General features: G+C 55.5%; 10 protein-coding genes. 5 read left to right on the top strand and 5 right to left on the bottom strand.

What is annotated here, in order from left to right; genetic code table 11:
* Positions 1-48 precede the first annotated feature (48 nt).
* A complete protein-coding gene (locus tag G536_RS0124370; RefSeq protein ID WP_022826227.1) occupies positions 49-621 on the bottom strand; it encodes a Crp/Fnr family transcriptional regulator in 573 nt (190 codons plus the stop codon).
* A 504-nt stretch (positions 622-1,125) separates the two neighbouring features.
* Between G536_RS0124370 and G536_RS0124365 the strand changes: the two genes are divergently transcribed.
* Both G536_RS0124365 and G536_RS0124355 read left to right on the top strand, forming a co-directional pair.
* Positions 1,126-2,757: a T9SS type A sorting domain-containing protein gene (locus tag G536_RS0124365; protein WP_022826226.1), complete on the top strand. Its 1,632-nt coding sequence runs from the start codon at positions 1,126-1,128 to the stop codon at positions 2,755-2,757.
* Between the two features lie 808 nt (positions 2,758-3,565).
* Entirely contained in the window at positions 3,566-4,597 is a 1,032-nt protein-coding gene (locus G536_RS0124355; protein WP_022826224.1) for a DUF4365 domain-containing protein, read from the top strand.
* A gap of 238 nt (positions 4,598-4,835) precedes the next feature.
* On the opposite strand, the gene G536_RS29715 is transcribed toward G536_RS0124355, so the two are convergent.
* From G536_RS29715 to G536_RS31195, 3 genes are all read right to left on the bottom strand, one after another.
* Positions 4,836-5,291 (bottom strand): ASCH domain-containing protein, encoded by a 456-nt coding sequence (locus G536_RS29715; RefSeq protein ID WP_022826223.1) that lies wholly within the window; start codon positions 5,289-5,291, stop codon positions 4,836-4,838.
* A 10-nt stretch (positions 5,292-5,301) separates the two neighbouring features.
* Positions 5,302-7,380 carry a GNAT family N-acetyltransferase gene (locus tag G536_RS0124345; protein WP_022826222.1) on the bottom strand — a complete coding sequence of 693 codons (2,079 nt, stop codon included), beginning with the start codon at positions 7,378-7,380 and terminating at the stop codon, positions 5,302-5,304.
* Positions 7,381-7,605: 225 nt separating this feature from the next.
* Positions 7,606-8,238, bottom strand: a complete 633-nt coding sequence (locus tag G536_RS31195; protein ID WP_022826221.1) for a hypothetical protein — start codon at positions 8,236-8,238, stop codon at positions 7,606-7,608.
* 222 nt (positions 8,239-8,460) lie between these two features.
* On the opposite strand from G536_RS31195, the gene G536_RS31190 reads away from it, so the two are divergent.
* Positions 8,461-9,648 (top strand): PD-(D/E)XK nuclease family protein, encoded by a 1,188-nt coding sequence (locus G536_RS31190; protein WP_022826220.1) that lies wholly within the window; start codon positions 8,461-8,463, stop codon positions 9,646-9,648.
* A 34-nt stretch (positions 9,649-9,682) separates the two neighbouring features.
* On the opposite strand, the gene G536_RS0124330 is transcribed toward G536_RS31190, so the two are convergent.
* Entirely contained in the window at positions 9,683-10,348 is a 666-nt protein-coding gene (locus G536_RS0124330) for a recombinase family protein (protein ID WP_022826219.1), read from the bottom strand.
* 242 nt (positions 10,349-10,590) lie between these two features.
* Here G536_RS0124330 and G536_RS30045 point away from each other — a divergent pair, with 242 nt between their 5' ends.
* Positions 10,591-11,148: a DUF6597 domain-containing transcriptional factor gene (locus G536_RS30045; protein ID WP_245575887.1), complete on the top strand. Its 558-nt coding sequence runs from the start codon at positions 10,591-10,593 to the stop codon at positions 11,146-11,148.
* The gene (locus G536_RS32830; protein WP_281170631.1) at positions 11,149-11,436 is read left to right on the top strand and encodes a helix-turn-helix domain-containing protein; all 288 of its coding nucleotides are present in this window, start codon (positions 11,149-11,151) and stop codon (positions 11,434-11,436) included.
* Positions 11,437-11,685: the final 249 nt, after the last annotated feature.

Raw genomic sequence — 11,685 nt, 5'->3', positions numbered from 1 at the left:
GACGCGCGTATTCTGACCAATATCATTTTCGGCGCCCGAAAGGGTTCTTTAGCTGCGACTGCGCAGACGGCTGAGAGTTTCCGGCGCCATGCCTAAATGCGAGGCGATGTGTTGGACGGACACCCGCTGAAACACAGTTGGAAAGTCGCGCAGCAATTGGGCGTAGCGCTCGGCCGCCGACTGGGCGCGCAGGTGGCGGGCCCGCGCTTCGCTCAGCACGTAGTAGCGCTCGGTCAGCACCCGGCCGTGGAAATTGAAGGCGGGAAAGTCGTGGTAGAGTTGCTGCACTTGTTCATAGCTCACGCTGAAGCCGTGGCCGGGTTCGAGCAGCTCCAGACATTCCTCGCTGGGCGTCTGGGTGAAAAAGCTGGCAATGGCGAGCACGAAGTCCCCCTCGCGCATAAACCAGGAGGACACTTCCCGGCCCTGGCGCAAGGTATAGCCCCGCACCAAGCCGCTTTCCAGGAAATACAGCCGCCGCGCCACCTGCCCGGCTTCTAACAGCCGATGGTGGGCCGGCCAGCGTTCGGGCCGGACCCGCGTGAGCAGGGCGGTGATCAGCGCCGGCTCCAACGGCTGAATGGCGGCCAGCGCGGCTACAAAACGGGGCTGCGGGTCCATACAGAAGCGAAAATATAGGTAGCAGGAGAGAGGCCACGGTCATATCACTCGCGACGGTAACAAACGTACGCACGACAACTGTCTCTGGCCCCAAGAGCGTGCCCCCTGTTTTATTGCGCGGCTATGTATAGAGCGCTCTTTTCTTACGGCATGGTTAGGATATAAGGGAGGCAGTGAGGAAAAGCTGAGGATCCTAAAGCTATCCGCTTGGACATTTTGTAAACGTCCTATTGGAAAGAGTCCCACAGCGCCGATCATTCGGACCCAACTTCGATAGGCGGGCCTATTGAAGAACGCCCTACTCAATTCCGCTTATACTGTCTGATTCAGCTATCCCTGATTAAATCGCTGGTTAATTAGACAGGGCAACACTATCTTTTATATTGCATTCTGCTGAGTGTGCTTGTACTTTCGAATGCTAAAAGATACTTAGATACGTTTCCATCTTTATCACACGCAATGGTTGCGCATTAGCGCACCAACCTTATTCTTCTCTGACGACCTATGGCTACCGTTCGATTTCTACTTGCTTCCTTATTTACGACGGTTCAGCTGCTGGGGGGCGCCGCTCCAACCCAAGCCCAACGCCTTGGTCCCACGCTGCAATGGGACCGTACTTTCGGCGGTACGCAAAACGATGCCCTACAGGCAGTGCAACACACCAGCGATGGGGGCTATATCCTCGGGGGCGCTTCCGCCTCCGGTAGCGGCGGCGATAAAACGCAGGCCAGCCAAGGACGGCACGATTACTGGGTGGTCAAGCTGGACGCCAGCGGCGGCAAACAATGGGACCACGCTTATGGCGGTACCGGCAACGATTTTCTACGTGTCGTGGTCCAAACCCGCGACGGTGGGTACTTGCTCGCCGGCTACTCGGACTCACCGGCGAGCGGCGATAAAACGCAGGCTAGCCAGGGCAATACGGACTACTGGGTCCTAAAGCTCGATGCCAGCGGCACCAAGCAATGGGACCGCACCTTCGGCGGCAGCGGCAACGACTTGCTCCGTTGCGCGCAGCAGACAGCGGATGGCGGGTATGTACTGGGCGGCTACTCAAACTCTGGCCTCGACGGTGATAAAACGCAGGCCGGGCAAGGCCAGCAAGACTACTGGGTGCTCAAGCTCGACGCCAGTGGCACCACCCAATGGGACCGCACGTACGGCGGTACTGGCGCAGATATGCTGTTCGCCTTGCAACAGACGACGGACGGGGGCTTTATCGTGGGCGGTGGGTCTTCTTCGGGTCAGGGTGGCGATAAGACGCAGGGTAGCCAAGGGGGATCGGATTATTGGCTGCTCAAACTCGCTGCCAATGGCACTAAAATCTGGGATCAGCGTTTTGGCGGGTCCGGTGAGGAGGCGTTAGCTAGCGTACAGCAGACGCCGGATGGCGGCTATGTGCTAGGGGGCGGGTCGTCGTCGGGTTTGAGTGGCGACAAGTCGCAGGCCAGCCAGGGCAACTTGGACTACTGGCTGCTGAAAGTGGATGCCAGTGGCACCAAGCAATGGGACCGGACGTATGGCGGTACCGAGGATGATATGCTGGTGTGCCAGCAGCCAACCGCGGACGGCGGCTATGTGCTGGGCGGGTATTCGTTTTCGGGCCGTAGCGGCGACAAAACGCAAGCCAGTCGGGGCTTAGTGGATTACTGGGTGCTGCAAGTGGATGCCAGCGGAACGCTTGTCTGGGACCGCACGGTGGGCGGCGCGGGAGATGATCTGCTGATGGGATTGCAGCAACCCGCGGACGGGGGCTACGTGCTGGGAGGCTATTCCACCTCGGGTCTGAGTGGCGACAAGTCGCAGGCCAACCACGGCGGCTACGATTATTGGGTGCTCAAGCTCGGCTCGACGCCGCTGGCCACGACGAGCTCTTCGCCATCGCTCCGGGCTTTTACTGTTTCCCCTACTCCCGCTCATTCTCAGTTGACGCTGCATTTGGCCCCGCAGACTCTCCGCACGCGCTTGCAGGTTTCGCTACTGAACGCTACCGGCCAGACGGTGTATACCCAGCCGGTGTTGGCAACCGAGGAGCACATACCCGTTCACGTCGGGCAGCATCCACCGGGTTTGTACCTGCTGCGGGTGCAGGGCCCCGCAGGCTATGTAGCCACGCAGCGTCTGCTGCTGGAGTAAGCAGATTTGACGCTCCCTCCGGTTACGATCTTTGCTACGGCCGCAGCGCTACCCTACTTACGTTGCTCTACTTGGTCGACGTGTAGAGCTCTTCTCTCACTTACTAGCGCCAACGCCAAGCTCAGAATATCATCACTTCCTGGCCTACCCTACTTCCCCACTGTTTTCACAACAAAGCGTCTAGAAACTGGGGCCAAGAAGTAGGACCAGATAGAAGACGGCGATCCTTTTTTTGGTCCTAGCTTTCTAGACTATCATTAACCGCTTCATTCTTAGCAAAGCAACGCAGTACTTAGTCCCCGTAAAAGCACACGTACATATGCACATCCTCTTTGCTCCTTCTTACCAAGGCGATGAGTTCATCACCTAAAGGGTTAGGTTCCGTCAACAGCAACAGGGCTAGATCGTTAAGTAAATCATTTACTTGAAGGCAGTTGAACGTCGTATTGCCGTAGGGATCCAGGTAGCACAGCAAGCGAAACGCCTCTTGGTCTAGATTTACTTCTGTCCTAAACTCGGCGCTAAGGGTAGCAATCCGGTTTCGATCTTCTCCTTCTAATACAACAGTCCAGCTCATGCCGCCCAAGTTACCCTCCTTTACTTGTACAATTCAAACAGGGGCAGTGGGGAGGTGAAAGCGCCGCTGATTGGGGTGTAAACGGTTCAGTAAACCTGTTCAGCGAGCAAAGTTCAGCAAAAGTGGCTTTGCTGATAAGAAAGCTGAACTTAGCCGCATAAAAATCGGCTACGCTCGCGTATCGACCCGCGACAAACTTAAAAATGGATCAACTACAGCTATCTAAAACTGATGGAAAGCACTGATAAAGCCCGTAGGAAAAGGCGGGTAGTCCAACATATTATGGAGGACAGCTCGTACGAAATTATCAAGAAGCACTTGCCCAAGGAATGGGTAATCCGCCACTTCAATCAGCCGGACTACGGCATAGACTTAGTTATCGAGCTATTTGACAAGATAGACGAGCGGGTGTCGGAAACGCTGGGAGAGTTTATCTACGTCCAAGTTAAATCGGTAACTGAACTAGAGGAGAAGAGAGAACGAATCTATCCTGTCAGCAACGTCGCCAAAGGCTTCTGGCAGGAGGATAAAACGGAGTACGCCGAAGTCCCGATAGTAAAGTATCCCTTTGATACGGACTCCATCTACACTATTCAGACCTGGGGGGCAAGTGTTGCTGTCTTATTGATTGTGGTCAACGTCAGAACAGAGGATGCCTACTTTATCTGCCTGAACGACTACATCGACAAGGTAATTTTGCCGAAGCTGCCTACTTATGAGGAACAGGGCTCGGTGACCATTAGCATACCTGCCTACAATAATTTGAAGGACAGCGAAGTTACAGGAGCAGCTTTCGGGCTGTATGGCAAGCGGGCGAAGCTGTTGGCGGCCTTTTCCAAGTTTTTCTACCAGAAAAATGAAATCGGTTACATGTTCCAGTTCAAGACATGGCCTATCATTACCTACAGAGAGAAACTGGACATGGAGAATGCGGACGAAGATGGTGCAACAATAGACAGCAAGGCTATAAATGACACCTTGCTGTTATTCATAGAACAGATAGAGCACCTAGACATCTGGGATTATGGGGGATGGTTGCCTCTGGCTGCCAGCAAGGCAGAGCTACTCTCTCTGAAACATCACCTGTTGCACCCGGAACCTGACGAAGCACCAGAATTTATACTCCACAAAATTCTGCTTACCTGGCATCAACTAACCAATCTGGCGACTATGTATGAGGAAATATGCCGCGAATGGTTCTTGCCCAAAATGCTGGCGCTATATTCATACCCAAAGCCGGTTGAGATAGTTAAAGCATCCTGATTGTTATCCATACCTCCTTACCCTATCAGCCCGGCGATTAGGTTCGCTTGAAGTCTGCCACCGGCGGGCGGCTACTTTTGGTAGAGAGCATCGTAGGCGGCGACATCCATGTGCTCAGCCGCCCGACCTACGCGAATAGATCTAACTACTCTGCAAGTGTTGACTCGTCTGCTCAGTAATTAATATTGCAAGTTAGCCAGTACAGCGTGGGCCCACACAAAGTACTTAGGCGTATCCGCTAGCAAGAAGCAGTTGCGCGCTGCGTGACTGCGTGTATTTCCTGGCCGATTTCCTCGCCAAACGCTTGCAGGTGAAGGTAGCGGTATGATTGCGGTGGATTAAACAGAATTTGCTCGCTTCGCAGGTCAGCTAGGCTTATCGGCTCTAACAACCGGGCAGCCTGTTCGAGGTGAATGGCAAAGGCCTGGTCAGTGCCTTGGTAATACTCGTCAAAATCTTGCTTTGATATCTGGGCCTTGCCCGCGTACTGTGCCCACGCCTCCGATGGACTCAACTTGGTTATCTCGCTGATGAACGCGTAACCGGTGATGGCTTTTACCGGGGCGCTTTCGTAAATCAGGATAACCACAGACTTGTCCAGGTTAGGAGCCACGCGGCGTAGTTCAACTGTCTTATTACCCCGGATGATTTGCTCGGCGTACTTGGGCTTGATAGACATCAGGATGACTTGCATACTAACAAAGTTAGCCGGTTTGGGCGTAGAGTTTCAGGTACAGCTCGTGGCTTATTTCGATAGGACCCACTAACTGATTGGGTTTGCGGCCGGCAGCTACTAAATTTTTTTGCAGGTCGCCGAAACTCATTGGCGTGGGTAGCAGCTCCGTATCGGCGAACTCGAAGCACAAAATAGGGGAGTGTACGTTGCCTTTGGCTAACGCAATGATGTCGTTCCACTTGTATACGCCCAAGCCTTCGTACTTGCGAAACAGACTTTTGGCGCTAGCAATGGTCACTGTCTCCACGTAGGAGGCAGCGCGTAGCTCGCCGTACTGCTGGCCGCCCTTGCTCTTGGAAACGTACCACAGAATCCGGCCGGCCTGGGGCAGGCGCGGGGTGGCCCCGCGGTAGTACACGTTGCGTCGGCTGAATAGCAGCGTGGCGTCGAAGCCAAAGATGTCGGCCTCGCTCATGCGCTCGTCGAAGAGGTTGCGGGCCCATCGATGCTGAATCGGCACGATGTAGCAGGGAACTTTGGCGCCGGCCAACTTGACCGGCCACAGACACTTCTCGGCGTGGAAGAGGCTCTGGGTATCGGTCTCGCCCGCTATGAATACTTGGCGTAAGGGTTCCGGCAAGCCGCCCGCCTGCTGCAGCTGGTCGCCGAAGTGCGCGGTCAGGTAGTCCAAGCTTCTGATGCCGGAGGCCAGGAAGCGGTACCAGCAGTCATCGCTGATATCACGGAAGAAGCTGTATTCGGCCAGCGCTTTTCGGACCGTGTCCGAGATGTACGGGTCGGACACCTTTACGTAGGTCAGGCCCCGGCCGGCAGCGTTCAGGATGAGTTCTTTGAGTTTTCGCTCCACCAGTCGGCTGTGATTGGGCTTGCACCGCAGCAGCGCCACGTCCAGCCCCCCGCGGTCGACACTCCACACGGTCATGGCGTGCTGGACCATCTCGCTTTTGTTGGCCTTCCAGACTTCGGCCTGGTACCGCTCCGGGCTCGCAACGAAGGTGCGCAGCTTAGTGCGTAGCTCGTTGAGCTTCTCGCGTCCCTCGTGGTAGATAAAGTTTTGGGTAAGGGCCGTAATATCACGCGATTTAATGGGCGCAAAGGATGTCTTATGCTCGACGAAGCGGGATTCAACGTATTTGTTGTTGTTTTTTAGTTCGTCGATATCCACCACCAAATCCACGGGCCGCCTGACCAGCAGACCATATCTGTCGAACAGTGCCTCGCCCTCTTCGATAACAGCCACGTCCTGCGTAATGAAATAGCGCGCCTTCGCGGCAATGGCATTGGCCAAGTGAGTCAAATCTGATTTGTTACGCTCCGAGTCGGAGCGCTGGATGATAGTTTTTATATCAGCCAGAATGCCATCTCGGCTCGTCTTGTCGTAGCGCAGTTCCTCGAATTTGCGAACCTCTTTTCGGTTAGCCTCCCGCACCGCCCGGTTCTGGTTTCGGTTAATCTCGTGGTAGATTTCGTCCGTGACGCAGAGCGAGATGTCATCCAGCAGCCAGTCTGCCAGCAACGAGTAAGCCTCCTTCGGCTCGGTGGCGCCCTGCGCGCCGCACAGGTCGTAGAAGACATTGGCGTCCATCACGACGCGGAGCCTCTCGTCCTCCTCCCGGGCCTTGAATAGCTCTAGCTGTGTGTTGAACAAGTAGTACCAGCGGGTGAGCGGCTTGCCGTCCAGGCTTCGCCCAGTGACTTCGTCGCGCGGAGCGAAGCCGAGTCGATGCCAGAGCTTATTGGCGGACGTATAGTCGCGCCGGCACTTCAACGTAATGGCGGAAACGCCCTTGACTAGCTCTCGCAAGAAGTCGAACAGCTGCTGGGGTACTTGCTGCCCTCTGGCGGCCCCTCGCACGCACAGGTGCGTGATGGCCGCGCTGTATTTGGTCTTTACCCGGCGAAACAGTAGGTAGCCCAGCAGCTTATCCCCCTGCAGGGCCACGATAATGTTGCCGCTTCGGGCAAACGGGCCAAACGCCTGCGCGGGCATAAAGCCCAAAGAGCCTCGGTTCTCATCGGCCAATTCAATAACTTGGTCTAGCAGAGTGGTGTCACTAGCGTGAAGTAAGCGTACTTCTGTTTGCATATATTATAGATAATTGATATCGCGGAACTTGCCAATGACTGCCTCAATAGGTAACGCTACGCAACGGTGGTGACCGGTGAGGTCAGCTAGGGAATAGCTTGCCGGTGTGAAACTAACTTCTGGTTCTCCACTCCATCGAACTTACACATTCTGTTTGGTCGAGGTATATAGAACGGAAGATCAATCCCAGCAAGGTGTTAGGGTAGTAGATACTTGGAATATTCACTACGATACCACTACCTGCCTACCGCCACCCATGAACATAATGTACTCTAGCGCGCGCAACGGTGTCATCGTGAACGTTTGATAGCTTGGCACGGCCGCGAATTGCTCCAGCAGCAGCTGATAGGTGGGCTGAAAATCGGTGGTGGCCACGACGTCACGGCACGTATGGGCATAGGTCTCGTACAGGGCAGACTTGTTCACCTGATAATGGTGCACCTGCGGAAAGGGATCCGCTTCCGTCCGTTTCAGAAAGGCGTACACCCGGCTATCCCAGATGGGATATAACACGGGGTTGGTAAAATGTAGCAGCTTGGAAGCCCCAATGACTGAATTGTTAACGGTACGGGCCAGTTGAGCCAACTGCGAAGCACTCAACACAACCCCGCGTCGGGCAGCATCCATCAGCGGTAGTACATCGGGCAGCTCCGCAAAATTCACCTCCAGAATAGTCGGCATCCAGCCATAGACCAGATGCGCGGCAACAACAAACTGGTTGGCTGTGAAGTCTTCAATTGCCTGAAAGTATTCTAGGATCGCGGGATACGACGCCAGATACGAGGAAGCAATAGGAAGGCCGTTGTCTCGGTGGGCAGTATACACTTTGTGTAGCATTTCCTGCGCTGTGAACTTCATAATTATGAAAAGCAAAAAGGGATAAAAAGGAGAGGTTGTCCTCACCTGCAACTGCTCTACCTAGCAGCAAGCAGTGATTGACAATATGCAGTATTTCCGGTCGAAAATAGAACTACACTAGTTAGCTAATCTATCGTGTTAAATCGGTTAATCTACTTCATCTTTGGCTTAACACTAGTCTTCTAAATAAGATCAGAGTGGCATATACAATGCACTGATACTATGAACCAAGAAGTAGCCTCCTTTCAACAACTATTTACCCTCTTTCAAGCGCTACATATCAAAGAGCGAACAGGCGCCACCTTCCTCGAAATCGCCCGCTTTCCCCACCGTGAAACGGTTTGGAGCAATATTCTCGCTTTCTATCTGGATCCCAACCGCGAGCATGGCCTGCATGACTTGCTATTGCGCTCAGTCCTGGAGGTAATCGGTCGGGAAAACACCGGCGTTTTATCCAGCTTACATACCGTTCAGGTACATACCGAAATCCAGACGGCCAAAGGGAATCGGCTGGATCTGATGGTCATCAGTGATCAGTTTATCCTAGGCATTGAGAACAAGGTCCTAGCCAGCTTGTACAATGACTTGGCTGATTACGGTGCTACGTTGGACCAACAAGCCGGAGGACACGCCACCGTATATAAGGTGGTACTGTCCCGCTACCCAGTGATCCCAAGCCATCACTTTGTGAATGTGACCTATGCCCACCTAGTACAGGTGATACGGAAGAATCTGGGCCAGTATACCGACTACGCCGATGCCAAGTACTTGCTCTTCCTGCTCGACTTTCTAAAAACGATTGAGAAACACCACAATCTTCCCCTTATCATGGAAAACCCGGATATCTTGCGGCTGCTGCAGCAGAACGCGGCCGTCGTAGAAGAACTGGTTAAGCACCACACGGCCTACCAGGCAGAGTTGGTCCGCAAGATGGATCGGGTAGACAGTGTGCTAGTCCGCCGCCTCTATACCTCTGGTGGCTTGGCAGCTCAGTTGAAGAATGCTAGGGGCGTTTTGCGAGGCGAAGGCGCGCGCAATGAATCCAGCCGGTTTAGCTGGCAAGGCAATCCTTTGATGAAGTTCACGCTGGCAGTGGGCGATGTGGCAGTCTGGTATCAAGTGGGGATAATGAAAGGTTATCGGCTGCGGGCGCACTATTGGGTAAAAGGCCCACAACCTGTGGAGCATCAGTTGGCAAGCGCCGGCGTGCAGGAGCAATACTTCTCTCTGGCCGAGTCGGATGAGCACATGGCAGAAGTCGTGGAGAGGCAATTACAGATCATAATCGACAGCCTTACGCAGGCTTATGTCGTAGCTGCCACCCTACCCACGAACTCAGAGCTACAAAATGATAGTCAAGTAAGTAGTGCTCTACCGGACACACACACTTTAAATCCAATGCTGGAATAAAGCGTACGCTAAGCATCTGGTCGTGTCAGCAAGATTAGCCGTTTTCTGGCATAGGCAGCAAGCGCTTGACGCCCATGGGATGAAACGCTTTTCCTCTCCGGGTCCGGTACCCCGACTCATTGAGCCGCGCGGCAATTTCGCGCAAGCTCACCCCTGTCGCGCGTAGCAGGATGGCCAGCTGCTTGGCTTGCCGGTTGTGGAGATTGGTTTGCGCATTGTGCCGTAGCGACACCCACGACTTCTCCCGCGCTTCGGCCGTCAGATTAGCGGGTGTGCCGAGTTGAAACCCCCTCACCTTCTTGGCCGCTAAGGCATCCTTGGTACGCGTAGAAATGGCCGTGGCTTCCTTTTGGGCCACGGCTGCTAAGATGTGCAGCGTAAACTCATCTGCCGCGGGTAAGTCCACAGCTTTGAAGCGTACATGGCTTTCCATGAGCGTAGCTAGGAAGGCTACGTTGCGCGCGAGCCGATCCAACTTAGCCACGAGCAGCACGGCCTGCTCCTGCTTGGCGCGGGTGATGGCGGCCTGCAGTTGGGGCCGGGTGTTCTTACGCCCACTCTCTACTTCGGTAAACTCGGCCACGATGCTCGCCTCGGTTCCCACGAAATTTCGCACTGCGGCTTGCTGGGCTTCGAGTCCCAGGCCGGACTGGCCTTGGCGAGCCGTACTCACCCGGAAGTAGGCAACATAGTTGATCATGTACCCTTGGTAGAAGAAGAAAGTGACGCAATATACTGATGTGTCACATTAGTTAAACGTCCGTTCAACTAATGTGACGCAGGCGTCATGGAGTCGTCGCGCACATGGGGGAGTCAGCCGTTGACTAGTTTCGTCTTCGTTCGCTAGCACTCTTAGTCCAAGGTCGTATCTTAGACTACGCTGGACTAAGCATACCCGGTGGGGTACCGGATGCCGTGGCGTTAACTACCTCACTTGCGCTGATGGACTCCACCCTGGCCCCCGTCTTCCACTACGTGCTGCCCAGTCCGGCCCTGCGCGCCTACGTGCGGCAATTTCGCATCGTGGGCTGCCAGTTCCCGACCGAGGTGCCACTACCCGTCAAACTCTACTGGCCCCGCCCCGAAAACTGCCTGAGCTTTTGCCCCCGCGACCCCGAACGTCTGGCCGACGGCTTGGACGGTGTGCCGCAGGCGAGCCCGGCTTCCCAACTCTACGGGCAGTACGTCATGCCTACCACGCGCTATGTAGGGCGCGACTTTCTGGTCTTTCAGGTGGTGTTCCAGCCGGGCGTGCTGCCCCGGCTCCTGGGCCTACCCGCTACCCTGCTAGTCAATCAGATGGTAGACTCGGAAGCCGTCCTGGGGGCCGATATCCGGCGGGTTAATGAGCAACTGGCCAACACGGCCACGGCCCGGGACATGGTGGCCGTCGTGGAAGCCTACCTTACGCGACTCGTCGGCCGGGCCCCGGCGGCGGGCCCGTTCGAGCGCATCGGGCACCTGCTGCTGCAACGGCCAGCGCAGGTGTCGGTCGACTGACTGGCCGGGCAGGCCTGCCTGAGTCCGCGGCAGTTTCAGCGCCAGTTTGTGGCCCAGCACAGCATCGGCCCCAAGCTCTTTGCCCGCGTGGCCCGCTTCGACCAGGCCATGCGCCTGCGCAATGCCTGTCCCCAGCACGACTGGCTGACCGTGGCCCTGCACGCCGGCTACCACGACTACCAACACCTGGTGCGGGATGTGCGCCAGTTCACCACCCTCACCCCCACCGGGTTCTGGCAGCAGGAGCACCAGGCGCCGGAGCGGACCTTCGGCGAAGCAGAAGTGTAAGTTGCCCAGGGCAAGAGTTGTCCGATTTTTACCACCACCGGCAGGGCTAGTACGGCCACCTTTAGGGCACCACCAACCCACTGGACCATGCAACGCCGCACTTTCCTGAGTTTGGCTCTGCCCACTCTAAGCCTATGGCCCCTGTTGGGGAACGGCGGGTCCGCTGCCCGGTGGCCCCCCTTTCCAGCCCGTGCGGCCAGCGAGGGATTCGTACTACGCGCCGGCCACAGCCGCTTTGGCGTATCCACA

The organism is Hymenobacter norwichensis DSM 15439 (assembly GCF_000420705.1).
Classification (GTDB): domain Bacteria; phylum Bacteroidota; class Bacteroidia; order Cytophagales; family Hymenobacteraceae; genus Hymenobacter; species Hymenobacter norwichensis.
The sequence above is the reverse complement of the archived record's forward strand: the minus strand, read 5'-3'. Positions and strand labels throughout refer to the sequence as shown.

Bases quoted from the DNA above. Each gene is read 5' to 3' on its own strand.
- G536_RS0124370 (WP_022826227.1), bottom strand. From the start codon at position 621: ATGGACCCGCAGCCCCGTTTTGTAGCCGCGCTGGCCGCCATTCAGCCG.
- G536_RS0124365 (WP_022826226.1), top strand. From the start codon at position 1,126: ATGGCTACCGTTCGATTTCTACTTGCTTCCTTATTTACGACGGTTCAG.
- G536_RS0124355 (WP_022826224.1), top strand. From the start codon at position 3,566: ATGGAAAGCACTGATAAAGCCCGTAGGAAAAGGCGGGTAGTCCAACAT.
- G536_RS29715 (WP_022826223.1), bottom strand. From the start codon at position 5,291: ATGCAAGTCATCCTGATGTCTATCAAGCCCAAGTACGCCGAGCAAATC.
- G536_RS0124345 (WP_022826222.1), bottom strand. From the start codon at position 7,380: ATGCAAACAGAAGTACGCTTACTTCACGCTAGTGACACCACTCTGCTA.
- G536_RS31195 (WP_022826221.1), bottom strand. From the start codon at position 8,238: ATGAAGTTCACAGCGCAGGAAATGCTACACAAAGTGTATACTGCCCAC.
- G536_RS31190 (WP_022826220.1), top strand. From the start codon at position 8,461: ATGAACCAAGAAGTAGCCTCCTTTCAACAACTATTTACCCTCTTTCAA.
- G536_RS0124330 (WP_022826219.1), bottom strand. From the start codon at position 10,348: ATGATCAACTATGTTGCCTACTTCCGGGTGAGTACGGCTCGCCAAGGC.
- G536_RS30045 (WP_245575887.1), top strand. From the start codon at position 10,591: ATGGACTCCACCCTGGCCCCCGTCTTCCACTACGTGCTGCCCAGTCCG.